The organism is Candidatus Methylomirabilis limnetica, from assembly GCF_003044035.1.
Taxonomy (GTDB): Bacteria; Methylomirabilota; Methylomirabilia; order Methylomirabilales; family Methylomirabilaceae; genus Methylomirabilis; species Methylomirabilis limnetica.
This window is the reverse complement of the sequence record NZ_NVQC01000022.1, coordinates 326,184-352,149: the sequence shown is the minus strand read 5'-3', so window position 1 is coordinate 352,149 and position 25,966 is coordinate 326,184. Positions and strand designations below refer to the sequence as shown.

Annotated in this window: 21 protein-coding genes; 19 read left to right on the top strand and 2 right to left on the bottom strand. The window is 59.1% G+C overall.

What is annotated here, in order from left to right:
• Positions 1-88 precede the first annotated feature (88 nt).
• The 5 genes from CLG94_RS09040 (at position 89) to CLG94_RS09020 (ending at position 5,699) form a co-directional block, all read left to right on the top strand.
• Positions 89-2,704, top strand: coding sequence for a PA14 domain-containing protein (locus CLG94_RS09040; protein WP_107562768.1), 2,616 nt, complete (start codon positions 89-91; stop codon positions 2,702-2,704).
• Positions 2,655-3,413 (top strand): dolichyl-phosphate beta-glucosyltransferase, encoded by a 759-nt coding sequence (locus tag CLG94_RS09035; protein ID WP_107562766.1) that lies wholly within the window; start codon positions 2,655-2,657, stop codon positions 3,411-3,413. The genes CLG94_RS09040 and CLG94_RS09035 overlap by 50 nt, the downstream gene beginning before the upstream one ends.
• Before the next feature lie 449 nt (positions 3,414-3,862).
• Complete coding sequence (locus CLG94_RS09030) at positions 3,863-4,273, top strand: hypothetical protein (protein ID WP_107562765.1); 411 nt, start codon at positions 3,863-3,865, stop codon at positions 4,271-4,273.
• A gap of 300 nt (positions 4,274-4,573) precedes the next feature.
• Complete coding sequence (gene xrtH / locus CLG94_RS09025) at positions 4,574-5,086, top strand: exosortase H (RefSeq protein WP_107562763.1); 513 nt, start codon at positions 4,574-4,576, stop codon at positions 5,084-5,086.
• Entirely contained in the window at positions 5,070-5,699 is a 630-nt protein-coding gene (locus tag CLG94_RS09020) for a hypothetical protein (RefSeq protein ID WP_107562761.1), read from the top strand. The genes xrtH and CLG94_RS09020 overlap by 17 nt, the downstream gene beginning before the upstream one ends.
• Positions 5,700-5,781: 82 nt before the next feature.
• Here CLG94_RS09020 and CLG94_RS09015 read toward each other — a convergent pair whose 3' ends face one another.
• A complete protein-coding gene (locus tag CLG94_RS09015) occupies positions 5,782-6,789 on the bottom strand; it encodes a glycosyltransferase (RefSeq protein WP_239993188.1) in 1,008 nt (335 codons plus the stop codon).
• 644 nt (positions 6,790-7,433) lie between these two features.
• On the opposite strand from CLG94_RS09015, the gene CLG94_RS13440 reads away from it, so the two are divergent.
• The 10 genes from CLG94_RS13440 (at position 7,434) to CLG94_RS08965 (ending at position 21,109) form a co-directional block, all read left to right on the top strand.
• Positions 7,434-8,510, top strand: a complete 1,077-nt coding sequence (locus tag CLG94_RS13440; protein WP_193450647.1) for a hypothetical protein — start codon at positions 7,434-7,436, stop codon at positions 8,508-8,510.
• Positions 8,511-8,606: 96 nt separating this feature from the next.
• Positions 8,607-10,535: a tetratricopeptide repeat protein gene (locus tag CLG94_RS09005; RefSeq protein ID WP_161954111.1), complete on the top strand. Its 1,929-nt coding sequence runs from the start codon at positions 8,607-8,609 to the stop codon at positions 10,533-10,535.
• Between the two features lie 379 nt (positions 10,536-10,914).
• On the top strand, positions 10,915-12,453 hold the full coding sequence (locus tag CLG94_RS09000) for a sialidase family protein (RefSeq protein ID WP_107562756.1): 1,539 nt from the start codon (positions 10,915-10,917) through the stop codon (positions 12,451-12,453).
• Between the two features lie 19 nt (positions 12,454-12,472).
• On the top strand, positions 12,473-14,260 hold the full coding sequence (locus CLG94_RS08995; RefSeq protein WP_161954110.1) for a tetratricopeptide repeat protein: 1,788 nt from the start codon (positions 12,473-12,475) through the stop codon (positions 14,258-14,260).
• 359 nt (positions 14,261-14,619) lie between these two features.
• The gene (locus CLG94_RS08990; RefSeq protein ID WP_107562752.1) at positions 14,620-15,039 is read left to right on the top strand and encodes an endonuclease domain-containing protein; all 420 of its coding nucleotides are present in this window, start codon (positions 14,620-14,622) and stop codon (positions 15,037-15,039) included.
• A gap of 158 nt (positions 15,040-15,197) precedes the next feature.
• The gene (locus CLG94_RS08985; RefSeq protein ID WP_133174681.1) at positions 15,198-16,361 is read left to right on the top strand and encodes a hypothetical protein; all 1,164 of its coding nucleotides are present in this window, start codon (positions 15,198-15,200) and stop codon (positions 16,359-16,361) included.
• Between the two features lie 194 nt (positions 16,362-16,555).
• Positions 16,556-17,098: a hypothetical protein gene (locus CLG94_RS08980; protein WP_133174680.1), complete on the top strand. Its 543-nt coding sequence runs from the start codon at positions 16,556-16,558 to the stop codon at positions 17,096-17,098.
• Positions 17,099-17,599: 501 nt separating this feature from the next.
• Entirely contained in the window at positions 17,600-18,883 is a 1,284-nt protein-coding gene (locus CLG94_RS08975; protein WP_107562747.1) for a hypothetical protein, read from the top strand.
• Between the two features lie 520 nt (positions 18,884-19,403).
• On the top strand, positions 19,404-20,762 hold the full coding sequence (locus CLG94_RS08970) for an IS110 family RNA-guided transposase (protein ID WP_107562745.1): 1,359 nt from the start codon (positions 19,404-19,406) through the stop codon (positions 20,760-20,762).
• Between the two features lie 59 nt (positions 20,763-20,821).
• A complete protein-coding gene (locus tag CLG94_RS08965; RefSeq protein ID WP_193450646.1) occupies positions 20,822-21,109 on the top strand; it encodes a GIY-YIG nuclease family protein in 288 nt (95 codons plus the stop codon).
• A 143-nt stretch (positions 21,110-21,252) separates the two neighbouring features.
• On the opposite strand, the gene CLG94_RS08960 is transcribed toward CLG94_RS08965, so the two are convergent.
• Positions 21,253-21,828 (bottom strand): hypothetical protein, encoded by a 576-nt coding sequence (locus CLG94_RS08960; protein WP_107562743.1) that lies wholly within the window; start codon positions 21,826-21,828, stop codon positions 21,253-21,255.
• Between the two features lie 443 nt (positions 21,829-22,271).
• On the opposite strand from CLG94_RS08960, the gene CLG94_RS08955 reads away from it, so the two are divergent.
• The 4 genes from CLG94_RS08955 to CLG94_RS08940 all read left to right on the top strand — a co-directional run bounded on the left by CLG94_RS08955 (position 22,272) and on the right by CLG94_RS08940 (position 25,960).
• Positions 22,272-22,661, top strand: coding sequence for an endonuclease domain-containing protein (locus CLG94_RS08955; RefSeq protein WP_107562741.1), 390 nt, complete (start codon positions 22,272-22,274; stop codon positions 22,659-22,661).
• A gap of 136 nt (positions 22,662-22,797) precedes the next feature.
• On the top strand, positions 22,798-23,949 hold the full coding sequence (locus CLG94_RS08950) for a glycosyltransferase family 2 protein (RefSeq protein ID WP_107562739.1): 1,152 nt from the start codon (positions 22,798-22,800) through the stop codon (positions 23,947-23,949).
• Complete coding sequence (locus CLG94_RS08945) at positions 23,934-24,986, top strand: class I SAM-dependent methyltransferase (protein WP_161954109.1); 1,053 nt, start codon at positions 23,934-23,936, stop codon at positions 24,984-24,986. The genes CLG94_RS08950 and CLG94_RS08945 overlap by 16 nt, the downstream gene beginning before the upstream one ends.
• Positions 24,986-25,960 (top strand): radical SAM/SPASM domain-containing protein, encoded by a 975-nt coding sequence (locus tag CLG94_RS08940; protein WP_107562735.1) that lies wholly within the window; start codon positions 24,986-24,988, stop codon positions 25,958-25,960. The genes CLG94_RS08945 and CLG94_RS08940 overlap by 1 nt, the downstream gene beginning before the upstream one ends.
• The last annotated feature ends 6 nt before the right edge of the window (positions 25,961-25,966 follow it).

The following is a 25,966-nucleotide window of genomic DNA, read 5'->3' as shown; positions in this document are numbered from 1 at the left end:
CCGACTGTTTACGCACGTACAGCCGCGTTGAATCTCTCCTGTCACCATGCATGTCCGGCTTGGAAAATAGAACCATCGGAGATGTGGTATGCTGAACAAGGATGACGCACGTGACCCGCAGAACGCGCCGCTTTCAAGCCGCGCAGCCTTTCTCGCCTTCTCCTCCTTCGCCGTATTCAGCATTAGCTTTTCGTTGTGGATGCGTGTGGTGTACCGAGGCCCTTACTATCCGGGTTGGGATGTGCTCGGCCCGGCCCATGGGCTGTTTCTGGTATCTACTCGATCGTTTTGGGACGCCGTCATATCCGTAGTCCATTCCACACGGCACTTCCAATATTGGAATCACACCAACAGCCTTCTCTACACGTTGATTCCTGGCTACCTAGGGTCGCTATGGCCATGGGAGTATTGGGCGCACCTGCTTACCTTCGCCCTCTTCGTCCTGACACTGTGGCTCGTTATACGGCTCATCGGTCTTCCAATCCGTCAATTCTGGATTCTGCTTCTCGCATGGGGCGCGTCGCCGGCTCTGCTTTCCTTCTCTGTTGCGGGCTATCCATATGTTACGGGCTTACTACCTCACGCACTTGCGCTGTGGATTACCTTAGACAATCGGGTTCGCCGCAACTGGATATTAAGCCTCGTTCTGTGTCTGGTTGCCAACGAACTGTCATGGCACCTGTACGAACTCGGCAAATCATTGTTTGTAGTCTTTATCGCGGCGGCTGTCCTCCATCGACATGTCCCTCTTCGCACACGCATTATATGGCTTCTGGGCGCTACGGTTCAACTTGCTACGATCCTCTCATATCCGGGAGGGAACGTAGGAGCCGTCGTTCATTCCGGTTCGGTGACGATTGATGCGATCAGCGCAAGTATTGCGAATCTTGCCAAAGCGCTTTTCTATGATCAGTTACTCGACAGCCCGGTCCTGTTTGTACTGGGACTATTTAGCCTCTTCTTTCTCAAACGCAATCGGTGGTTCTTCCTGAGCCTCCTCATGTTTCAGATCGGGTTAGTCGTTGTGCTGGGGATGCAAGGCGCCGATTGGCTGCGTCCGAGACGATTTCTGCTGGTTGAGTTCTATTGCATCGTGGCGGTCGTCGGCATGTTCTGCGAATCCGCCGGGATGTCGCGATTTGGGGAGAGGCCGAAGGTCGTACTCATTGCGTTGCTGTGCTTGGGTAATATCTGGCAGATGGCAGATCTCGTCAATTACATGAAGCTACCCGTTGATGAGCGGCGCTACCCGATGCCCTTTACCTATTCTCAGGCGGACTATCTCGTGCCCGCGTCGGAAGTAAATTGGTATTTGGAGGCCCGCTCAAGAGTCAACGCGGGAGAAAAGCTGCTGCTTGTTTATAACTTCTCTGCCTACCCCGAGAACACCACTGATCCCGCGGGTGCGCTAGAGCGACTGTACTTAAGCCTCGGTCACAAACGTTTTGTGGACTCCGTCTTTGTGTTTGGTTCGACCCAATGCCGCTACTCATGCCTTCCAATTCGCCCGTTGGCAACGCTGGAAGCGTTCCTGGACAGCATTCATCCGGGCAGTCCGACGCCTCCAGAGGCATTCACGGTCTATTACCTTCAGGATTTTCACCCTATGTACCGGCGTGTAGCAGACAAATCGATCTACGAATTGGAATCGGTCAGGATCTTTGCTGAGATTCGCAAACGATTCACGATACGGCTGGAGTCCCCAAAAGAATCCAGATTTATGCGGCTCAAGATTGCGAATAGATTTTTAAAGGGTTCGCCCTCTCCAGGTTTTGTCCTCGAGACCGGCGTGAGTAAGTACGAACGGCACGCGGATGGTATCATTCACAACAGACCGTTCTCTTGGCGAGGCGTCCCGCTCGATCTTCTCTGGGTTGAAGATCCGATGGAAGCAACTGCATATCTGGCCAAGAGACCTTGGGGTAGGGGGCCGTTTTCTTTGGAACTTTCCGGTACCCTCCACATCATGAGGCAAGGCGCGTACAACTTTCTACTCGGCTCATACGATGGCGCCGTACTCACGCTGGACGGTCATACCCTCTTGGACAACAGTGGCACGCATCCTTTCCAGCTCATGCAATGCTCACTGATGTTAAAAAAGGGTAGCCACCGGTTTCACCTCTCGTATGCAGATGAAGGACGTATGGGACGTCTGCTTGCGGATGTCTATCCGGTTGGTGATGAGGCGCTTCAGAACCCGCAGGGCAGTTGCTTTGAGACCCTTCCTATTGCCCGGTTCTTTCCTGAGGGGCTGAGAAGCCGGTACTATCACGCCGTCAACTGGAGCGGCGAGAACACAGAGGCAGGGCGGGAAATTCGGGTAGGGGAATCGGTTGAAGCCCATTGGATACGGACACCCGGGTTGTCGGCGCATCCTTGGGATCCGCCTTTCTCCTTACGCCTTGAAGGGCGGATGCGCATTGTTGAGTCCGGGATGTACCGATTCGACCTTGGTTCAGATGACGGAAGTCTTCTGTACCTCGATGGCGCGATCGTGCTCGATAATGGTGGAAGCCATACGTATCGAGAGAAGAACGCCGCCCTACATCTGAACGCCGGCGTGTACGATTTTCGACTGGACTATTTCAATAGTATTGGTGACGGTCGCCTGAAACTCAGCGTGCGTCGTCCGCGAGCGTTTCAACGGGACATATATGGGGCAAGAGGCGATTCAATTAAGCGTAGTGATTCCCACGTACAATGAGGCGAGTCGGATCGGCCCATCGCTCCAGCGGGTGTGGGGCTATTTGCGGTCCCGATACGGGGCGGGCGGGTTCGAGATGATTGTAGTGGATGACGGATCGCGCGATAGCACGGTCGCCGTCGTGGAACAATTCATGGCGCGCGCGCCGGAGTTGAGGCTGATTCGCTTCTCACAGAACCGGGGCAAGGGCGCCGCCATTCGGGCCGGTATGATGGCGGCCACGGGAGCGGTCGTGCTGTTCTCGGATGCGGATCTCTCCACACCCATTGAGGAGGTAGATGGAGCCTTGAAGCTCCTTTCGGAGGGTAGCGATCTTGTGATCGGTTCACGCGCGCTGGTAGGATCGCAGATACTGGTGCGTCAGACTCGCCTGCGGGAATTGATGGGGAAGCTGTTCAATCGCCTCCTGCGGGTCTACCTCTCGATCCCTTTTCGGGATACGCAGTGCGGTTTCAAGCTGTTTCGGCGCGAGGCGGCGCACGCGGTCTTCCAATACGCGCGTATCGACGGCTTTGCCTTCGACGTCGAGGCTATCCTTATCGCGATGCAGTTGGGATATGCCGTATGTGAGATGCCGGTGCGCTGGATCAATGATCCGAGCAGTCAGGTGAGCCTGCTGCGTCACCCCGTGCAGATGTTGGTGGACCTTTGGCGTATCCGACAAAGGCTCGCCACCGAACCCCCGCAACGCGCAACACCCCTACGGTGAATGGATTCAGTGAGGTGCAATCCTCACCAAAACAACCCGGACGGGGAATCGGTTGATCTCACGACCCTCCCCATGCCCGTCCTATTGGCAACATGCTCCATTCCCTCTTTGCGGGAGAATGTGGGATGGGTGTCTCGCGATGACGCATCCCAATCTATACTGATACTGGGGTGAACAATTGAGATTGACAACCGCTGTATGGCGTGTTGGAATAAACGACAGTTCTGGTGAAAGAGAAACTATCGCACCGAGGGACTACAGAAGAAGTGGTGTGCTGGGGCGTTGCGTGGTAAGCGAACAGGAGGGCGAACGGATCGACTCCGCTCGCACCCATCAAAAAGGGGGGGGAGGCCATGCGAAGAACCATCGAGGCTATTTTGTCCTGGCATCATGTGAGTCTCAGCACGACTCGCCATAGGCGAGGATCGGGGCGATCATGGGGAGGCTGTGTGGCGCTTGCCTTTGTTCTGATCTTGCTGCCCAGTCTCGTCAAGGCTGCCACTATTGTTGATGTGCAATTCGTGCAGAGCGATGGCGCCATTAGCGGCCTGAATCCGTCCGCTGCAGGGTTCGATGTGGCGTATTCAGGAGGCTTGATTAAATCTGCTGACGGCACAGCAACGTTTGGGAGTTATTTTGAGACCATCCCGCGCTATAATGGGTCCGCCGGAACATTCAACTACACCGATGGGGCTGCGGTCCTGCCGGGAGGGAATGTCTATTACAAGATAGTCCGGAACTTTGCTGACTCTCCGAATACGGCGCGCGGCATTATTCTTGGTGGCGATGGGACCTTCGCTGGTGTTGCAGGCAGTATTGCACAAATCAGCTTGACCGTGTACCGGGTAACCATCCCGTGATCCGGTAGAAGCAGGCAAGAGTGAAAAGGTTTGGGGGCGCACCCTCACCTCTGATCCAGACAACTTCAATGTGTGCAAGCTGACCGCAGTGAGCTGATATTGACCGCTGTTTTGCTGCCCACGCGGCGGCGCGTCCGGCGACTCGGTCAGCGATCACTTGAGCCGCCGCATGCGGTCTGATGAGTATGCCTGGGTCGGATGGTATGTGTAGGTAGTGACAATGGGTGTAGTGCTGTTGTATGTAGAATGCTAACCGCACTCTTTCTTTTCCTCACTCCTTGAAGGTGCAAAAGGGAATCGATGGAGCAACGACTTAGTCTAAATAAGCCAGTGGTCAGGGCATGTATCACCTTCCTGGTGTGCATCATCGTGTTTTACACGCTCCTACGAACAAGCATCATGCGGGAGCTTGTCGGGCAGCCGCTGGCGCTGGCGTTTGCCGCAGTCAGCGGGTTCGTCCTGAACCTCCTGTCCCTCAAGGCCACGACTTCGGGAACTATCCTCCAGGTTGAGGGGTTTGCGGCTCGGATCGACGATGTGTGCACCGGCATCTTTGTCGTGGCGATCTACGTGTCAGCAGTCCTGGCCTATCCAAGTCGGGCGACAGAGAAACTCAAGGGGGTTCTGCTGGGGGCATCAGTGATCCTCTCTTTAAACCTCATTAGAGTGGTCAGTCTCATGTATATCGGCCGCTATTTTCCGTCATTCTTCGAGACTGCCCATCTACTGATTTGGCAATCGTTGATCATCTTTGCCGCCCTTCTGGCCTGGATCTACTGGACGGAGCGGTTTGTCGGTGCTCCCCGACACTAAAGCGCTGCTGGCGTTTGCCGGCCGGTTTCTCCTGGTCTTCTGCCTCATCCTCCCCCTGTGGTTCGTCATCACCCCCGGCTACAACCGCCTTCTCGCCTCCGGCGCCAATGTCCTGCTTGCCGTCACAGAGGCCCCTCGTGTTCATAGCCTCGTGGGTTGGAAGGGCAATATTTTAATTATGCGCTCGGATCGCCCTTTTACGGAAGGGATGAAGATCCAGGGATTCACAGGCTATTTGACTCACTTCAATCTCGTTCTCATGACTGGCCTTGTATTGGCCCAGCGGCACGTTGCTTGGAGGCGCCGGTGTGTAAGTCTGACGATCGCGTTGGGTGTTCTGTTTTTGACACACATACTGTACCTTGTGATCGGCATGAAATTCTTTCAGCAGCCTGAACTTGAAGCCTTTCAGAGCGTTGCCGGTCGCCTCTCTGTCTGGGGGACGAACTTCTACCTGTCGATGGCGAGTCAGCTTTTACCGGTGTTGATCTGGATGGCCCTGTATTGGTTTTTCGGTGGAATTCCAGAGGAGGTGCGTGCCGCTGACGAGGGGAGCACTCCCGGATGGAGAGGAAAAACGAGCGGGAGGCGCAAGACGCATCGCGCACCGTGAAATCGACGAATCCCTCCTGACCTCCCTTTGCCAAAGGGAGGATGTACCCCTCTTTGGAAAAGAGGGGTAGGGGGAGATTTTCTTAATCGATGTCCTTGCGAGAGTCGTCCTGGTCGAGGACAGCGGCAAGCGGGGGGATGTCGGTTTGCCTGCTGGAGTAGACGATGATCTCGGCCAGGAGTCCGAAAAAGATGAACTGTAGGCCGATGATCATCGTCAGAATGCTGAGGCTGAGGAGGGGGCGGTCACCGATCCATTGTCCGAAGAACCAGCCGAAAACCAGATACGCTAGACCGATGGAACCTGCCAGACTGAGCAGGGCTCCTAAGGCCCCGAAAAGGTGAAGTGGCCTCAGATGGTAGCGGGTCAGAATCAAGACGGTCAGCAGGTCGAAGAAGCCGCGAGGGATCCGTTCGGAGCCGTATTTTGACTGGCCGTATTTCCGCGGCCGGTGTGCGACCTCGATCTCCGCTATCCTGAAACCCCGCCAACTCGCCAACGCCGGAATGAACCGGTGCAGCTCCCCGTGGAGCCTGATCTCCTGGATCACACCCCTCCGATAGCATTTGAAGCCGCAATTAAAATCGTGGAGCGTGAGTCCCGTGAACAGCGACGTGACGCTGTTGAAGACCCGCGAGAGCACCCGCCTGATGATGGGGTCCTGGCGTTTGACTTTCCATCCCGACACCAGATCGAACCCCTCGTCCAGCTTGTCGAGAAATCGCGGGATTTCCCGCGGATCATCCTGCAGGTCGGCGTCGAGCGTAACCAGGATTTCTCCTCTCGCCCGGCGAAACCCCGCCATCAACGCGCTCGCCTTTCCCTGATTCCGGCGAAAGCGAAGGACGACCACCCGTGGGTCTTCTGCGTGGAGCTTTTCGAGCGCGGCAAATGAGCCGTCCGTGCTGCCGTCATCCACAAAGATCAGCTCATGGCGATTGGCCCATGGGCGGAGGGCCTCCTGGAGCTCCCGGTAGAGTTCCGGCAGACCGTCGGCCTCGTTCAAGAGGGGGATGATGACGGACAGATGCGGCGGATAGTTCATTGCGGTGGCAGTATAACAGGTCGCCCCTGACCCCTCAAGCGCCATTTCCAGCCCAAGAACAGCAATAGACTTCGAAATCGCTCGATTCTTCCCGTCATTGCGAGCACCCGTAGGGTGCGTGGCAATCCGACACACGGTGTCGTTGCGAGCCGTAGGCGAAGCAATCTCACCGTTCTTCAAGACCAGGAAGGCAGAACGGTTGGATTGCCACGCTCCCGTTGGTCGCTCGCAATGACCAGGCAGCGGTTCGCGAACGAAATGAAGACAGTGCCGGCGTAACCATTCAGTTACGGGTGGAAAAATCTCCCCCCGGCTTAATACATGCCGGGGCAGGCTCTAACCCCTCTTTTCCAAAGAGGGGGACTACCCGTTTCCCCCTTTGAAAAAGGGGGATTAAGGGGGATTTTATAAAAACATACCACATTTTATTTAATGATTTCCCCCCTCTCACTGAATGGTTACGTGCCGGCCCGTATTTTACTTGACACCAAGTGATGGACTGTGATACTGACTCTCCTGATCTTCTTTTCCTGCTCGTAGTCTGTTACATTCAGGCAGTGTGGTGACCTGAGTACTCTTTTTATCAGGGTTGTTGGTTGATAATTCAAAGCGTAGTTTCACGATCCTCTGTTGGTGTCTCCTTCGCGAAGAGGGAGCCAGTAAACCGTAGACAGAAAAGGGGGCGCTTTATGCGTACACGAACCAAGAGTACGGTCCTAGCCGGCCTGCTCACCGCGGCCGTGCTGATCCTGCCTACACCCGGCTGGACAGCCGATTCCTGCAGTCTCTCGGGGATCTATTCCTTCAGCACCATGGTGGAGCCCGGAATCCCTACCCAGGCTCTCGGGACGTTGACTTTTACTCCCGGAAGTCCCTGCGCCAATCCGGGTACGGTGGCGATAGTAGGGTCCATGAAAGAGGTTGGGGGGGCGACGACGCCTTTTAACATCACCGGTAGCTACTCAGTAGACAGCACCGGGCACCTGACGACCAGCACCGTAGAGGGGATCAACATCCAGGGGCAGGTGGCGCTACAGGGCAGCCCGGCGCGTCTCTTCCCCTTTGTGGGGGCCTTCAGCGGCAGTCTTGTCATGGCAGGGGTAGCGGCGAGTGAGAACCTTGACGCCGCCGGACCAGCCGGACCAGCCGGACCGACAGGACCAACTGGCGCAACAGGACCAACAGGACCAGCCGGACCGACAGGCTCAACAGGTGCCACAGGCTCAACAGGCTCAACAGGCTCAACAGGCGCCACGGGTGCAACTGGTGCCACGGGCGCCACAGGTGCCGCAGGTGGCACAGGTGCCACAGGCTCAACAGGCGCCACAGGCGCCACGGGTGCAACTGGTGCCACGGGCGCCACAGGTGCAACTGGCCCAGCAGGACCGAATGTCAGGAGTCTCCTGACCGGCGGGTCAGGTGGAGCCGACCTTGGTACCGCTCTTCGCTGGATGGGTCCAGGTAATGGCAATAGTACTGTGGCATCGACTGACGTCTCGGTCCCTGTACCTGCGAGCACCGTCAGCGTCATGCGGGTGAAGCTAAAAGTTGGCCCTGGTGCTAGTCAGAGTCGTAAGTTCACTGTCCGGAATGGTGGGGCTGCTACCACGCTGACCTGTACGATTTCTGATACTGTCGATAACTGCCTCGTCTCAAGCAACGTGACGTTTGCCGCAGCCGATTTGATAGCGGTGGAACACACGGCCCTTGGCACAACGCCGGCCGTGTCGCCAGGATCCTGGTCCCTGCTGACTACGGTGCCCTAGCCGTCTATGTACACTCCACCCCCCTGGTCGTCCGGCCAGGGGGGTCTTTTTTTAGCGCCTGTGCCTGATCGCCCGCTTTCATTCTGGTCCCGCCCGGTGGCGGTTTGTCTGGTAATCGTGGGGGTGGCCGGACTCCTGTACGCCGGTTCACTTTTCAACGGCTTTGTCTTCGACGACCATCCACTGGTCGCGACCGATCTCCGGTTTCGCTCGATCGAGGGGCTCACGCAGTTATTCAGGTCCGGCGGATGGCTTTCGTATCGCCCGCTTCGCACCGCCTCGTACGCGATCGACTATGCCCTGTTCGGGCTCAACCCGTCGGGTTTCCGGGCGTTCAACATCCTCTACCATGCCCTGAACGGGGTCCTGGTTTTCACCGTGCTGCGGACCATCCTGGGGATCACCCGGCCCGCCTTCCTGGCGACGCTGCTCTTTATCGTCCACCCAGTCCAGACCGAGGCCGTCGCCTACATATCCGGCCGGCGGGATGTCCTGTTCACCCTGTTCTATCTGATGGGGTTCTATGGATTCGTCCGATACCGGGCGACCGGCAAGGTGCGGTTCCTGTGCCTGACCGGGATCTCGTACTGTCTCGGCCTCCTCTCGAAGGAGATGGCGATCACCCTCCCGTTGCTCTGTCTCGGGTATGATCTGGTCCGCTCCATGCCCGAGGGCGGAGAGGGAGGATGGAGTTCCTGGATGGCCCTCAGGGAGGCGGGACGGCGGCTCTGGCGGGAGCACAGGTGCCTCTATCTGGTGATCGGGGCGATCTTTTCCGCGGTGGCCTACTACTTCGTGGTGCTCTTCCGCGTCACACAACGGTTTGACCTGTGGGGCGGCGGACTCTGGCCGACAGTGCTCACCAGCGTCACGATCATGGGTCACTACCTGACACTGCTGCTCTGGCCCGTTACCCTGAACGCGGATTACTCCTTCAACGCCTTTCCGGTGCCGGGTACCCTCTTGGATGGCCGGGTCCTGATGGCAATCGCAGTGGTGGGCGGGAGCTGGTGGGCGATCTGGCAGCTCCTGGCTTCCCACCGGTGGGCGGCATTCGGGGGCCTCTGGGTCTTTATGACACTGCTGCCCGTCGCCCAGATCATCCCCCATCATGAGATCGTAGCCGAGCACTATCTGTACTTGCCGTCGATCGGCTTGTGTCTTGCAGCCGCCATGCTGGTGGAAGGGCTGCTTGAGCGTGTCCGACAGCGCCGGGTTGTCTTGGCCGTCTTCGCGCTTGTGGTGCTTCTGCTCGGATTCAGGACGGTCATTCGGACCCGCGATTGGAAGGATGACCTGACACTCTGGACCAAGACGGTCCAGACCGCCCCGGCATCGGCGAGGGCGCGCCGAAACCTGGGCCGGCTGTATATGATCCGAGGACGTCGCCAAGAGGCCGCCCGGGAGTTTCGGGAGGCTCTCCGGATTATGCCGGACGATGCGGCGACCTGGAATAACCTGGGTGTGATGCTGCTTGAGCAGGGGAATTGGGACGGAGCGGAGCAGGCCCTCACCACGGCGCTTCGCCTGAAGACCCTGCCGCTTGATGTCAGGATCAACCTGGGTGTCGTCTCCCTCAGGCGCGGGCAGGTGAAACAGGCCGAGGCGCACCTCCTCGCAGCCCTGGCGTCGCTGCAACTGTCGCCGTCACAGCGGGCGCGGGCGCTGAACAACCTGGGAATGGTGCGCGCCAATCAGGAACGGCCGGCTGAGGCTGAGCAGGCATTCAAAGAGGCGGTCGCCCTTGATCCCAGCTACGCCGATGCCAGGCAAAACCTGGGATTGGCCTATCTCGAGAAAGGGCAGATGCAAGCGGGGATACTGGAGTTAGAGGAGGCCGTCCGGTACAATGGCGCAGATCCGAAGCTTCATAACCTGCTTGGGGAAGTCTATCATGCGCAGGGGCAGCAGGGTCGGGCCGTGGCCTCCCTGAGGAAGGCGCTGAGTCTGAAGGGCGACCTGGCGGAGGCGCGCGAGTTGCTTGATTCGATTCTCCACTCTCCCCCGATTTCCCCTCCCGATTAATGGGCGGGGATCAACCCCGTCCCTACGAAGATGTCATGACCGGCCAATGAAGCCTCCCCGCGGCAAGCCGCAGGGTATCGTCTTCTGTTCTGGCCCGTCATTCCGTGCTTGACACGCCTGCCCCGTACTGGATACGGGGGAATCCAGTCGGGCCCTTGGATACCGGCTTCCGCCGGTATGACGAACTCGCGGCAAGCCGCGGGGTATCGACCCTCAACGAAAATGAACGGGTTGCGCTGTCAAGAGTCTATGCCTGGGCCGACCATTGGTATTGACAGCGGGCGTCGTTTCGTGAGATCGTGTAGAGCTTTTTCGTGTACGCACTCGATCAATAATCAGGCGGCAGTAGCCTGTCAGATCATCAATGGAGGGACTGTAAATGACTGTGACTGCTCGAAGCCGATTTCGCCTACCGGCGCTCCTGCTCGTGCTGGCTGTTACCACCGGGTGTGCCATGCTGTCGTCGGGCCCTGAGTTGGCGTCCCCCACCGGCGTGAAATTCACGGCGTCGGAGGAGTCGCCTACGAAATTTCAGCAGGTGGCGCTCCAGATGGCCATGGGGGTGCATGGCGAGGCATACCTGGTCTGGATGACGGGCGAGGAGGGCAAGGACTGGGAGACCAGATTCTCGCGTTCCGAGGATGGCGGCGCTACCTGGTCGGGTCCGTTGTGGTCCCGGAAACCGGCACAGGGCATGTTCGCCGAGGGGATCAAGCTGGCCACGGGCCCCACGGGACAGGTGTATCTGGCTTGGCGGGAACGGAACGCCGGTAAGACCGACACGCGCATCCTGGTGGCCAGGTCTCTGGATGGCGGGAGACACTGGGATGGGGCGCCTCGTGAACTGGCCGCTGGGGACCATCTTGGCCCTCCTTACCTGCAGGCCGGTCCGGATGGCGCCCTGTACGTGGCCTGGCTGGGTGGGGACGAGTCTCGCCGGGTTTTGGATGTGGCCACCTCCATGGATTCCGGCGGGACATTCGCGCCGAATCCGGCGCGGATCCAGCCGGCCCTATCGATGTCAGACAGAGGAATAACCAATCCGAGCTTAGCCGCCGGTGACAAAGGCCATTTATATGCGGTATGGGAAGAGGGCACGAAGGGCCCGAGGCGACAGGCCGGCATTTATCTGAGCCGGTCGGAGGACCATGGCCGGGCCTGGTCCGAGCCGATCCTCGTCAGCCGGCCTGGCGTGGATTCTCGGGGTTCCCATGCGCCGCGAATCGCCGCGGCGCCCGACGGGCAGGTCTATCTGATCTGGGAGCAGGCGGAGCAACGAATTGTCAGATTGCAGGGCCGACGCCGACCTGAATGGTTCGTAGACCGGATGATCTACTTCAGCCGCTCTCTCGATGGCGGCCGGACCTGGTTGAGCCAGCCGATCCGCCTGAGTCAGCCCAGTCCCATGTCGCTGCAACGGCGCAAGAATGCTGCCGCTCAGATTGTCTGCGACGGGCGCGGGCATGTATATATCGCCTTCATAGAGGCGGAGGGGACTTCCACTCGGCGTCTGGTAGTGTTCCATTCCACCGATTCCGGGGCCACATGGGCAGCGCCTACTGAGCTTGGACGGACGAGCCTGGTGAAGGGCCGACCTGAAGGTGCTGTGCTGGCGCATGACGGTGGCGGCCGCCTCTGGCTTGTCTGGCAGGAGCATGCCTTTGGTCCCAAGTACGGTTGGTTCGTCCTGATGAATCGATCCGAGGATCACGGGCAGCGTTGGGCTGATCAGGCCGCCATCATGAGCGGGCCGACGGTCGGGCAGACGACAAGCAGGGACCTGTTAGTTGGTGCGGGCAAGAACGACCTTGTCCTTGCGGCCTGGGATCATGGCGTGCGGGTGCATCAGCCGATTGCGCTGAGCCGATCTACCGATGGTGGGAAGAGCTGGTCGCCGAGTCGCCTTCCGCTCGACTGACCGCCGCCGGGGAGGGATAGTGGGTAAGTGGACTGGGCTGAAGCCGCCGTCGGCTGAAGGCTGGCTCGGCCGTCAGTCGATCGCCCTGCTGATCCTGCTTGTGGCGGTCGGCGTGGTCTACTCCAACAGCTTCGACAACGAATTCCTGTTCGATGATCTCGAAACGATTGTCGAACTGCACCGCCCAGGGAGTGGACCGTTTCAGCAACTCGAAGCGCTGCTGGGCGGTCGGTCGGCCTATCGTCCCGTTAGAAGCGCCTCCTACGCCATGGATTACGCCATCTCCGGCCTTGATCCGTGGGGGTACCACCTCACCAACACGGCACTGCATGGTCTGTCGGCAATCTGCGTCTACCTGATCGCCCGGACCCTGTTCGCCTCGCCGCTTCCGGCCCTCCTTGCCGCACTGCTGTTCGCGGTCCACCCGATTCAGACCGAGTCGGTAACCTATCTGTCCGGACGCCGGGATGTCCTGTCCGGCCTGTTCGTCCTGATCGGTTTCTACAGTTTTCTGCGTTATCGACAGTCTCGTCGGGTGCGGGATCTTGTCCTGACGATCCTGCTATGCCCTCTGGCCTTCTTCACCAAAGAGAGCGGAATCATCCTGCCGCTGCTGTGCCTCGGCTATGATGTCGTAAGCCGCATCAAGCGGTCGGGGCCGGATGGCGAGGTCTCAGGAATTCGAGCCATCTGGTCGGCGGCGTCTACTGCGGTCCGGGAGGGACGATGGTTTTACCTTCCGGCCGGCGTCCTGACCGGCGCCCTGGCCTTCTACGTCCTGTTCCTTGTGCGGGGGACCTCGCAGCGGGCGTGGCATGGCGGCAGTCTCGAGATGACACTGTTGACGATGGCGCGCGTCTTCCTGCGCTACCTCGCCCTTCTGCTGTTCCCCATGACGCTGAATGCCGACTACTCGTATAACGCCTTTTCCATAACCACCTCCTGGGCCGACCCGACCGCCTGGTTGGCGGTGGCGATCTGGGGAGGGCTGGGGGTAGCCTGGTACCGCTTGCTGCTCCAACGGCCGCCGGTGGCATTCGGCGGCCTCTGGTTTCTGATCGCCTTACTACCCGTCTCCCAGATTATCCCCCACCATGACCTGATGGCCGAGCACTTCCTGTATGTCCCTTCCGTAGGCTTCGCGTTGCTGGTCGCGGGGTTGCTCGAGCCGGTACTAAGCCGGCCCAGGCCATCCGCGGCTATTGCGACCGCCTGCATCCTGGTGCTCAGCCTCCTTGCTGTCCGTACGGTGGTTCGCAACGCCGACTGGAAAGACGAACTGACCCTGTGGAGCAAGACGGTGCAGACGGCCCCTGAGTCGGCCAGGGCGCGGAACAACCTGGGGGCGGCCTACCTACGCCGAGGTCAGTTCAATCAAGCGGAGGAGCAGCTTGCGGCGGCCGTGGCGATCCAGCCGGACCTTACGGTGGCTCGTGGTAACCTGGGCAAACTGCTCATGGATCGGGGCGATCTGGTCCGAGCCGAGGAGGAGCTGGAGAAAGCGCTTGCGGGGCGATCGCGGGAGACTATTCCGCGTCTGTGGCTGGGAGCCGTCTACCTGAAGCAGGGCAAGGCAACTGAGGCCGAGGCGCAGTTTCAGCAGGCGCTGACCCATCCGCGGTCGGCCGCCTACGCCCACAACAATCTCGGCGTCCTGTTGGCCAACCGCGACCAACCGGCCGAGGCCGAGGCGGCGTTTCGAGAGGCGTTGCGCCTCATGCCGGACCTTCTGGAGGCGAAAGACAACCTCCGCCGCCTGTCGACCCGTCAGGAGATCTCCGTGCTCAAAAACAGAGATAGAAAATGACTACCCGCTATCATACTGATCCAAAATAAGATGTAACTACAAGGCGTTTAGACTGAAGGCTGAAGACTGAAGGTTCTAAATTATCTCGCAAGGCACGAATCGAGCCATTCAAGATCTTTTCGGAGTTTTGTATAATCACGCATGACTTACCCCTAAAAGCCTTCAGCCTTCAGCCTAGCTACCTGAGTAGTTACAATAATATTTGTGAAAGACTGGATGTGGACAGCATGTTTAAAATCTCCCCCCGGCTTAATACATGCCGGGGCAGGCTCTCGCCCCTCTTTTCCAAAGAGGGGTATTCACTATAGTTCCCCCTTTGAAAAAGGGGGATTGAGGGGGATTTCACCATGGGCTGAGCCATGTTGAGGTATCATCCGCACCTCAAAGACAAAGCCCGTCAATTACGGAAGAATCTGACAGACAGTGAGTTGGCGCTTTGGTCACGCTTGCGGAACAAACAGCTTCTCGACATCCAGTTCTATCGGCAGAAACCTATTGGTGAGCACATTGTGGATTTCTTCGCGCCACGGATAAAACTGGTCGTGGAAGTGGACGGCTCACAGCACATGGAAGCCGATCACGCGCTGAAAGACAGACATCGTGATGGGTACCTGCGCTCCCTTGGTCTGCGGGTACTTCGCTTGAACAGTAGAGAGGTGCTGGAAGAAAGCGATGCGGTGATGGAGGTGATCTATCGGACCATTGTTGAACAGTTGAGTGGAAAAATCCCCCCTGGCCCCCCTTTTCCCAAAGGGGGAGGAGAGATAGCAGACCTGTAAGTGAGCGCTTACGCCCATCAAGAGGAGAGGGAACTACGGGAGGCTTCTATCGCTGTGCTTGGGCCGTGAGTAATCCTTGACAAGTTGCGCATGATCCAGTACAAAGAGCCGAGCAGTGCAATGGCCGAGGCTGGCGAGAGGAGAGGGCACCGATGTGTATGTGCATGACGAGGCGCGAGTTCCTGCAGGCCGCATCGATCGTGGCCGGAGGGCTTGCGCTGACCGGGGCCCTGCCGAGGGCGGCGGCCGGTGCACAGCCGTTGGTGTCTGTTCCGAAGGTTCTGGATGGGACACAGGCGATCCTCGCCCCACTTATCACCCGGCACGCGCGGCTTCTGGATGATCCCTGGGTGCTGATGCACGGGGTCCGGGCCATGGGACCGGATTTTACCGTCAATAGCGAGCGCGCCGTCGATCTACTCTGCTCGCGCTTTCTCAAGACACAGCGGGTGGCCGGCAAGGACTATCTGTACATGCCGGTGGAGCATGAGGGACATCCCAACGCCTGTCTCAAGACGCTCCTGGAGGTCGGCGTCCCGCTGAGTCACCCCTTTACGCTGGACGGCCGCCGTTACACGGTCGGCGACCTGGCGAACAGCGCCAAGGCGTTGTTCGTGTTTGACCCCAAGACCGCCGACCGTGACAATCTGGCCTGGACGCTGATCGCCTTCTCGCTGCAAACCGTTCCATCCCGGGATACCTGGACGAACGCCTGGGGGCAGCAGATCCGGTTCACTGATGTGGTTCGGTTCGGCCTGGACACGCTGGACGAGACGACGCGACAGTTCCGGCAGGCGAAGGCGCAGGGGGTCATGCCGACCGAGAAAGATACCATCATGGGATTGACCTGCGGTGGCACGCACCTGGCCTACGCCCTGGCCTCGTGTGTGGCGAATGGGCATGGCGGCGACCAGGCGCGGGCGCGCCTGCGGGACTACCTGGATCTGCACATCTGGCGGTTACAGGCCGATGGGTACCTGATGGACCGGTTTTATCGCCAGGCGGCACCCCCCAAGGATGCCGATCCGGCTTTGCAGAGGCTCGCCGCGATTTACTATCACGACGCCAGACTCAAGTTCTACGGCCACAGTTTCGAGATCATCAGCTATGCCAGGGGGCATGGTCTCCTGACTCCTACCCCGGCACAGACGGGTACCATCGAACAGGGGGCGAGGACGCTGCACGAGTCGGTCAAGGCGATCGAGGGGACCGATTTCTTCGAGTTCAGGAAGACCAATCCGCGGCTGTTCCACCACCTGGTCGGCGACTCGTGCCACGCCTATCATGGCATTCGCATGACGCCAGGCGTGAACCAGGCGTAGGGGCGCGATACGCCGTGCATGGGGCGTAGGGGCGCTGCTTGCTGCGCCCAGCCTGCAGTGTGTGAAATCCCCCCTCCCCCCCTTTGTAAAAGGGGGGTCCAGGGGTTTTTGTGCGCGTGGCGCGAAGCGCGAGGTCATTCATGTCCCCTCTCCCCTGGCGGGAGAGGGTGAGGGTGAGGGGTGCAAGAACAACTATGAGACGACGAACGATGACCGTTGGGCTGCCGGGCCTGCTCCTGGCGCTGCTGCTGGTTGGATGCGCCGGGCCGCAGCGGCTGGCCGCTCCCGCGCCTGGTGGCGATCCTGGGCATCCGGCCGCTCCCGCGCTTAATGAGCCGTTGCGAGAGCGGGTGATCCAATACTGGGAAGCAAGGATGCGGGGTGACCTCCTGGCGACCTATCAGTTGCACGAGCCGGCCTTCCGGCGGGCTGTAACGTTTGCGGCCTTCAGTCAGGGCCGGGGCGCGACGCCGACCCTGGCCTACGAGATTCTGGATGAACGGGTCGAGGGCGACATGGCGTTTGTGTTGGTGACGAAACAGAGCACCGTCAAGCACCAACAGTTGATCAAACCCGTGCAGCCTCGATGGACCGAGTCCGAGGAGCAGTGGATTCGAGTTGAAGGGGCCTGGTATCGGAGGTTCCGCTTCCCGATGGGCAATCCGTATCCACCGATCGACTGGGATGCCATGACGGCCGAGCGCCAACGCGCCACCGATGGTGAGGCCCGCCCATAGGGGACTGCATTGTATGCACCCAAAAATAGACATGGACTGTCCAACCCATCCATTTGTCTGTCATTGCGAGCGCCCGTTGGGTGCGCGGCAATCCGACACGCAGTGTCGTTGCGAGCTGTAGGCGAAGCAATCCCGTGGTGACACAGGCAAGAACTGCGAGATTGCTTCGCTGCGCTACTCAGAAACTGGCTAAGTTTCTGCCACCTGCGGGTCCGCCCCCGCTGGATGGGGTACTCGCAATGACGCATCCCAATGTCAATTTGGTGGGTATGCATTTTATGCTTGACACGATAGCAGTGGCGGAGTATATACAGTCAACGTTTTTTCAACCGCTGCTCGAGAGATGGATGGCGAGGACGCGAAGAATAGGTGATAACTTGGGGGGGAAGATAAGAAGGAGGTGAAACGACGCGCATTGGTATTCTGGAAGCGGCGAGTGTTTTTAAATCTGTAGTGGATCACTCACAGATCACGATCAACCAGAACAGGAGGCAGAAGAGTATGACGTCATTTCGAAAGACAGTGATCGCGACAATGTTGACGGTCGCCCCAGTGCTGGCGGTGGGCACGGCGTGGGCGAACACCGAGTTGATCCCGGGCTCCCGCCTGGTCGCCCCGTACTGGGACATCTCTGGCGACCGGAGCACGTTGTTGTTTCTCACGAATGTGTCGCGGAGGGCCAATCTTCAGAAGACGGCCGACATCGGCCAGCTAAGCGGGACGTGTAACCTTGGTCCAACAGGCACGCTGCCAGGGATACCTGGGACGAGCTGCGCCGTCCATCTTGAGTTTTATGACAAGACCTGCGATAACATTAACCTCACGATCGATCTGAGCAAGCAGGACATCGATCAGATTGACATCCTGACTGATTCTGATATGGGAGGCGTCAGGGGGCTGGCGTCCAAGCTGGGATGGGTGGATATTGATGTTCGACGGGCTATCACCGGATCAGGTCACACGAACACGAGTGTGCGGGCGAACGTCCTGGTGGGGACGGTGCTCATCTCCGACAGTGGGTCGGACTTTGCCGTTGCTTACCCGATGGCAGCCAGCCAAGGGAGCAGCGATGCCGGGTCGGGCGCGTCCGCATTTGACATTGTTAGCCGCGATGGGCAAGGCGACGCGAATGTGTGGACCGGTGCCTTTGAGTCGTTCCCGGCCCGCGTCTACGTACCGATGTTCTTCGCTGAGGGCAGCAATAATGGCCTAACCTTCACCAGCACCTTGGCGGTTGCCGGTCCTGCCCAATCATTCCGGAATGGGGAGGCCCCCGGACAGGATCTCGAGGACGACGCCAGCACGGGCAATGTGAACGAGGGTATCCTTATTGACGCTGAAGTAGATGTTGTTGACGCTTGCGAAAACGCACAGTCTGACGACTTGGTCAGCCACTACATCTTCGGGACGTTGGACGAGCTCTTCACCAACCAGGTGACAGCTCCGTACAACGGCACTGGTACCATCGGCTCCTGCGTCTACCCATCCGGTGACGTCGATCGGAAGGCGTCGGGCTTCTTCCAGGGTGGTTTCATCGACATCGCGAACAATGCGATTGCCCACTCATGGATCGGTGGTGTCGACGTTGGTTCCGTTGGTGGGAATGAGATTGAGCGCGGGCTGGTAGGCGTCCTGGTGCAAAACACTGCAACCAGGGGTGACGCAGTACGGCTGTGGGGCGACTGCGCCTATGGCACCGACGGAGCTGGTGGCAACGCCGGGACCGGTTGTCGCCGATCCTTTAGCTTGGTGGAAGACGTGTCACACGGTGACATTCTGCCGTAGCCACACCTAATTAGTAGTGGCGTTTACCAACGGGCCAGGGGCATCCCCCCTGGCCCGTTTTTTTCTCTTCCCCTTCTGTCATTGTTCCGAAAGGCCTCCTTCCGCGTCATTGCGAGGGACCCAGAGCGAAGCGAAGGGGACCGAAGCAATCTCGCCCCGCTCTTGACGGTGCTACTACGAGATTGCTTCGCCTACGGCTCGCAACGACACTGCGTGTCGGATTGCCACCGCTCCCGTTGGTCCGCTCGCAATGACCTCTCGCTTGTCATTGCGAGTATCCCATCCGGCTGGGCCTGACCCGCAGGTGGGAGAAACTTAGAGGCGCAAGTGGTGTAAAATGATGGTGCGCCCGACAAGCTAAGACCGTGTGTGCACTGGTGCGAATGAGCCCGCTTGCGAGTGTGGTTCTGGTCACAAATGGCTCAAGGTATGGCGGCTGGCGAGTAAATTGGTCAGACCCCGATGAGTAGCTTATCGTGAGAAAAGGTGACCGGGTCTGGGCGCAGACAGGAGAACGATCATGATCCAGAAAAAGAAATCGATTGAAGGCCGCCCCTTGCCCGTCATTCAGCCCGATGCGGCTGGACTGGATATTGGGGCGGAGAAAATTTGGGCGAGTGTGCCTACTGACCGAGCCACCCCCGCCGTACGAAGTTTTGGTACCTTCACCCCCGACCTGCACAGGCTGGTGGCGTGGTTGAAGACCTGTGGCATCAAGACCGTTGCCATGGAGAGTACCGGCGTGTATTGGATTCCGATCTTTGAAATCCTGGAAGCCGCTGGTCTTGAAGTGTATCTGGTCAATGCCCGACATATTAAGAATGTGCCGGGGCGTAAGAGCGATGTGCAAGACTGTCAATGGATTCAACGCTTGCACAGCTATGGCTTGCTCTCGGCGTCGTTTCGACCCGAAGCCGACATGCGCGCCTTGCGCGCCTACCTGCGTCATCGAGGCATGCTGTTGGAGTATCGCGCCGCGCATATTCAACATATGCAGAAAGCCTTGCAACAGATGAATGTGCAATTGACCCAGGTGTTGAGCGACATTACGGGCGTGACCGGATTGGACATCATTCGCGCGGTGGTAGCCGGTGACCGTGACCCGGTGCGCTTGGCGCGCCTTCGCAACCCGCGTTGCAAAAGTAGTTCGGACGAGATTGCCAAAGCCTTGACCGGCAACTACCGCGCCGAGCACGTCTTTGCGCTTCAGCAAGCCTTGGCTCTGTATGACTTCTACACTCAACAATTGCACATCTGTGACCACCAACTCGAACAACAATACAGCGCCCTCACACCCCGGTTTGATGACGACTTGCCGCCCTTGCCACCTGACCCCAAAGTGAACTCGCACAGCAAGAACGCGCCGACCTTTGATGTGCGAGGCCACCTGTATCGGTTGACGGGCGTTGACCTGACGGTGGTGGATGGACTGGATGACAGCACGGTTCAAGGTGTGCTGTCCGAAATCGGGACAGACATGAGCAAGTGGCGAACGGAAAAGCATTTCTGTTCCTGGCTGGGCCTGGCACCGCACAATGATATTACCGGCGGCAAGGTGATTCGCAGTCGCACCCTGAAGGTTCACAATCGGGCGGGCCAGGCTTTGCGCCTGGCGGCTCAATCGCTCAGTCGCAGTCAGAGCGCCCTGGGCGCATTCTATCGGCGGATGCGGGCACGTTTGGGCGGCGCACAAGCTATTGTCGCTACCGCTCATAAATTGGCGCGCATTATTTATCATCTCTTGACGCATCGTCAGCCTTATCGACATGCCTCTGCCAAGGCGTATGACCAACAACAACATGACCGACATACCAAATCACTACAACGTCAAGCCGCTCAGTTGGGCTATTGCTTAACACCACTCCCAATACCGGCTTAAGTTTCTGAGTAGGCACAGGCGAAGCAATCTCACCGTATTTGATAGGTAAATGAGCGGAGATGCAAAGGCCCGGTTACATCTACATTATGACAATTAAGGCGCACACCACGCTGTATGTCGGCGTCACAAGTGACGTGATCAAACGCGTCTACGAGCATCGCGCTAAACTGGTGGAGGGCTTTACCAAGCGGTATAATCTCACCGAGCTGGTGTACTACGAGGTGTATGACGATATCGAGGCTGCGATAGTTCGGGAGAAGCAGCTCAAAGCGGGTTCACGAGCGAGGAAGCTTCAGTTGATCAATGGAATGAATCCGACGCGGGATGATTTATTTGAAGGGCTGTGAGATTGCCGCGCTCGCGTTGGTCGCTCGCAATGACCCCCCTTCTGTCATTGTGCGAGGCAAAGCCGAAGCAATCTGACTGTTCTTGGCGGTGTCGCCACGGGATTGCTTCGCCTACGGCTCGCAATGACGACCGCGTTGCCCCCCTATTGAATCAGGCCTTCGATAACTGTCTGGTCGTTCAGCGATTGCTTGGTGGCAGCCCCGGCGGTGACGGTGACCGGGACGATCCAGACCGCCAGCGACGGTGGAGAGGGCAGCTCGGCCAGTAGTAGCCACCGCCCTTCCGGGACCGCGCTGAATTCAAACTTGGGATCGTCTGCAGTGTCGGTACGCGTTTGCCGGATCAGGTCACCGCGCCCCGCGTCCTTCAGTTGCGTGCGGTAGCTGTCCAGCGCCTGCTTGAGCTGGTCAAGCGTCTGAAACGGCAGGATGGCATAACCGCCGTCCCGGTAGGTCTGTCGCACCCGGTGAATCGTGGTCTCCAACCCCGGAGTCAGCGGTAGCAGCGTGACCGCCCGATCTTTCAGCGGTGTCGGCACTCCTGGCTCACGCAGGTACAAGAAGCCCCAGACCGAGCCGGTCCGGCCCTGCTCACGGTGTGCCTGCAGCCGCGCGAGTGTGGCCTGCAGATCCGATTCCGTCCGGCCGGTCTGTGACACGGTTGCGCAGGCCGACAGCAACATGGCCACCCCGATGGCGCTCCAGATATGTTTTCTCATGTTCGCTCCTTTCATGTCTGTATGGTAAACGGTTGTCGCAGTCTCATCCTCCGCGTGAGTATAGCGAGTCCGCGAAACCTGTCAACCCGGAACTCATCCGGTGGCGCGTCGCCGATGGCCGCCCCAAGCACAGCGATAGAAAGTTGTCATTGCGAACGAAGTGAAGCAATCACGCATTATTGCACTGAGATTGCCACGCTCCCGTGAGTCGCTCGCAATGACGGGAAGAATCGAATGATTGCGCAGTCTATCGCTATTCTAGGGGCCGCCGGAACACTTGACGCGCCAGGTCATACCCGCTACAATTTAAGTTCTTACGGAAATTGTGTGGGTAACACCCATGGTTCAAAGGCCTAAAAGCCCCCTCTCCCCCCAGTGGGTGCGAAGAGCAGCAAAAAAGTCCCCTCTCCCCACACGGGGGAGAGGGCCAGGGTGAGGGGGTCATGAACCGTGGGCTCGCCAGAGGACTCCGAAGGAGGCAGACCGACTGTGAACGGGTGCTGTGGTGGCAGTTGCGCGACCGACAGATTCATCGCGCCAAGTTTCGTCGTGAGCATCCCATCGGTTCGTACATTGTAGATTTCTGTTGTCCGGCACACTGGCTCGTGGTGGAGGTCGATGGTGGCCACCATGGCACTCAAATCCCAGCCGATGAGCGACGTACGGAATTCCTCATTCACCGAGGCTATCGGGTACTCCGGTTCTGGGATCACGAAGTGTTAGGTAATCTTGAGCCGGTGTTGCAGGCGATTGAGAACGCCCTGTCCCACCCTCACCCCAACCCTCCCCCTCCAAGAGGGAGAGGGAAGGACAAGGCAACCGCAAGCGTGTAAAATGTCAGATACGGGTGTATCTCTCCTTCCAAGAGGGAGAGGGAAGGACAAGCAATCCACGCGAGTTCCGGAAGAGTCATAATTTATCCGAATTGTGTAAGCGTCGGCGTCACGAGGCAGCGGCGAGGAGGTGTGAGTGAGTCGGTCGGAGGCGGTCGATCTGACCGTGATCATTGTTAACTACAACGTGGCCCCCTTGGCGCTACAGACTGTGGCGTCCCTGGAATCGCAGCGCTTCGCGGCGGCGGATGGGCGCGACGGGCGCCTGGAAATCCTGGTGGTGGACAACGCTTCTTCGCCGGCCGACCGCGCCGCCTTACAGCAACTGCCTGCCCACGTCGTGCAGATATTGAACGCACAGAATCTTGGGTTCGGCCAGGCCAATAACCTGGCGATTCAGCGGGCCACAGGTCGGTACCTTTGCTTCCTCAATCCGGACACCGTGGTGCTGGACGGCGCCCTTGATGCGCTGCTTCAGCATCTGTATCAGCATCCGGAGGTGGGCGCGGTGGGACCACGAATCTGGATCGATGCGGACAGGCAGTGGCAGTTACCGCCAGGGGATCCACCGACCCTATCTTTTTTTATCCAGCGGATTCTTGCCGAATGCTCTTACCGCGTAGGAGCGCGGATGAGTCGGGCCTGGCACCGGCGAGCGCTACAGTGCTGGTCGAGCGGGACGCCGATACCGGTGTCGATGCTCTCCGGCGCCTGCCTGATGACATCCCGACGGATTCTGGACACAGTCGGCGGGTTCGATCCGGGGTACTTTCTGTACTATGAAGATACGGACTGGTGCCGGAGGGTGAGCCAGGCCGGGTATCAGCTCCATCATGTACCGGGTGCGGAGATCGTGCATTACTACAATCAGAGCGCCAAGTCCTCATCGGGCGTAGCGCAGGGGTACGCGCGACAGTCGCAGGCGCGCTTTGTCAGGTCATACTATGGCCGCGTCGGAACGGCGATCTACGCGCTGGCGCAGGCTGCAGCGGGGCGGCTCGCCCCACGCGGGCGACGAGCAACAAGCGAAACGGATGTGATAGACCTGGGGCGATGCCAGACGCCGCCGTGCTTTTCGGTGCCGGACGGACGAGCGTCTTCTCTGCTCCTCACCCAGATCGGGTACGACCCGCTCTTTGTTCCCTCCGCCGCCGGCTTTCTTCATGGCCGCGAGTTTCACCTGTCGTCCGGCTTTTGGGATCGGTTGCAGGCGGGACGCTACTACACCAGAGTGATCGAGCCCGACACCTTCACGCCGCTGGGCATCTGGACGTGGGAGAAGGCGTAAGCATCGCCGCCGGGCAAGCGCTCGGGGACTTCTGGCGAGCCGTCCTGGATCATCCGGGACCGAGGCTGGTGTTTGGCGCCGGCGCGCTGGTCGGGTATCCCGGTCAGGCGGGGAAAGTCTGGCCAACGCTCGTAGTGGACCTCAGTGCTACCGCTCTTGCGACTGTACTTAGCCGCGCACCCGCGATCCAGGGTGATCTGGATGCCGGTTGCCTGCGGCTGGCGTCGCCCCATAGCGAATGCGACCTGATCGAGGAGGTCAAGCCGCTTCTCGCCTGCGGCCAGGGCGCAAGCCTGCATGTGGCGCTCGCGCCCGGCCTGCCGCCGGAGGACGCTCGAACGTATCGAGGGTGGGACGAGGCCATCCAGCGGTTCGTCGAGCTCAGTCGCGATCTTACCGTCATGAACCTGGAGATGTATGCCAGATTCAAGTTGGTGGCCGATCGCATCGCCGCTTTGGGGGACGATCCGTTTCGCATTCTGGACGTAGGCGGGCGCGAGTGGTTCTTTTCCGCCTTCCTGCCGAGGAATCGGGTGACCGTGGCCGATCTGGAAACTACGGGGCTGGACGGTCGGGCCTTACCGTTTCCGCCTCGCTCGTTTGATATCGTGACCTGCCATCACGTGCTGGAGCATGTCCCCGAAAGTGACCGGCCGGCGCTGCTGGCGGAACTGGTCCGCGTGGCAAGGCGGCGAGTCTATCTGACCGGCCCATTTCGCGAAACCCCGTTCGCTGCCGAGATCGACCATTTTCTGAGCCAACTGGCGCCGGATAATCCGTACCTGCAAGAGCACCTCCAGATGGGTCTTCCCAGTTTGGTCGAGGTTGAAACCTGGCTGCGCGATCGGGGCCTGTCGTACACGGTGGAGCCGATCACCCGGTGCAACACCTGGCTGCTGGCGCTTGTGCTCAGCGCCCTGCAACAGACCAGACCGGACGACTGCCGCGAGGTGAACCGGTACTACAACCGCCGGTTACAGGAGCTCGATCGCGGGGAGCCGGCCTATCAGAGCCTGATCGAGATCCGGGTGAACTGATGGGACTATTGCAACAGATCGCTGGCGTGCTTACGCGAGCCAAAGGCCTGCGTGCGCCGCAGTTCCCTCAGGGCATGGTTATGGAGCCGACGAATGCCTGTAACCTTCGGTGCCGGATGTGTTCGGTCTGGGGCGAGGGCGTCCAGCGGGATCGGGCGATCGGATATATCAGTAAAGAGGTCTGGGGCAGCGCGATAGAGGAGTTGGGCTCATGGCCCGTGTGCATCGATCTCCACATCTATGGCGCAGGGGAACCCCTCCTACATCCCCAGTTCTTTGATATCGTCAGTGATGCCAAGCGCAAGGCCAATATCTCAGTTGGCTTCCTGTGCAATGCCACTCTCTTCGATCGAGACCGGGCACGGGCGGCAGTCGAACTTGGGGTAGATTCACTCTCCTTTTCCGTGGATGGCGCGCAAAAGGACGTGTTCGAGCATTACAGAAAGGGCGCGGTGCTTGAACGTGTGGAAGAGAACATCAGGTTTCTGCTGGACATACGAACTGGCGGGAAACCGTCTGTATCCTTGCGCATGGTCAATCATGAAGAGGCGGACGTGCAGATGTTTCTTGAGAAATGGGCGGGTCATGTCGAATCGATTACCGTTTCCAGGAAAAGACCGGTGCGAAGAGAGGAAAGCCTTCCCGTCAAGTTGCGTCAACCATGCCCGTTGATCTATCGGCAGATGATTATGGGGTGGGATGGTACGGCAGTCCTCTGCTGCGAGGACAACTGGGGCGATGCCGTGATCGGCCGGTTCCCCGATGAAAGCCTGTACGAGATCTGGAACGGGCGACTGCTGCAACGCGCACGACGGCTTCACGAAATGGGGAGATACGAGGAGATCGCGTTGTGCAGAACGTGCGATGCCAGCCACTTTCACCTCTTTGACGAGCGCACGGTCGAGAGGGATGGAAAGACCACGCTGGTGCAACAAGAGCTGCCCGACATCAACCCTGACTTCGGCTGTAGATAGGGAGCT

What these genes read in the sequence shown, in the direction of transcription:
- CLG94_RS09035 (WP_107562766.1), top strand. Translation starts at nt 2,655, where the DNA reads ATGGGGCAAGAGGCGATTCAATTAAGCGTAGTGATTCCCACGTACAAT.
- CLG94_RS09040 (WP_107562768.1), top strand. Translation starts at nt 89, where the DNA reads ATGCTGAACAAGGATGACGCACGTGACCCGCAGAACGCGCCGCTTTCA.
- CLG94_RS09015 (WP_239993188.1), bottom strand. Translation starts at nt 6,789, where the DNA reads ATGGCGCTTGAGGGGTCAGGGGCGACCTGTTATACTGCCACCGCAATG.
- CLG94_RS08955 (WP_107562741.1), top strand. Translation starts at nt 22,272, where the DNA reads ATGAACCGTGGGCTCGCCAGAGGACTCCGAAGGAGGCAGACCGACTGT.
- xrtH (WP_107562763.1), top strand. Translation starts at nt 4,574, where the DNA reads ATGGAGCAACGACTTAGTCTAAATAAGCCAGTGGTCAGGGCATGTATC.
- CLG94_RS08980 (WP_133174680.1), top strand. Translation starts at nt 16,556, where the DNA reads ATGAGACGACGAACGATGACCGTTGGGCTGCCGGGCCTGCTCCTGGCG.
- CLG94_RS08990 (WP_107562752.1), top strand. Translation starts at nt 14,620, where the DNA reads ATGTTGAGGTATCATCCGCACCTCAAAGACAAAGCCCGTCAATTACGG.
- CLG94_RS08970 (WP_107562745.1), top strand. Translation starts at nt 19,404, where the DNA reads ATGATCCAGAAAAAGAAATCGATTGAAGGCCGCCCCTTGCCCGTCATT.
- CLG94_RS13440 (WP_193450647.1), top strand. Translation starts at nt 7,434, where the DNA reads ATGCGTACACGAACCAAGAGTACGGTCCTAGCCGGCCTGCTCACCGCG.
- CLG94_RS08975 (WP_107562747.1), top strand. Translation starts at nt 17,600, where the DNA reads ATGACGTCATTTCGAAAGACAGTGATCGCGACAATGTTGACGGTCGCC.
- CLG94_RS09000 (WP_107562756.1), top strand. Translation starts at nt 10,915, where the DNA reads ATGACTGTGACTGCTCGAAGCCGATTTCGCCTACCGGCGCTCCTGCTC.
- CLG94_RS08965 (WP_193450646.1), top strand. Translation starts at nt 20,822, where the DNA reads ATGCAAAGGCCCGGTTACATCTACATTATGACAATTAAGGCGCACACC.
- CLG94_RS08985 (WP_133174681.1), top strand. Translation starts at nt 15,198, where the DNA reads ATGTGCATGACGAGGCGCGAGTTCCTGCAGGCCGCATCGATCGTGGCC.
- CLG94_RS08960 (WP_107562743.1), bottom strand. Translation starts at nt 21,828, where the DNA reads ATGAGAAAACATATCTGGAGCGCCATCGGGGTGGCCATGTTGCTGTCG.
- CLG94_RS08940 (WP_107562735.1), top strand. Translation starts at nt 24,986, where the DNA reads ATGGGACTATTGCAACAGATCGCTGGCGTGCTTACGCGAGCCAAAGGC.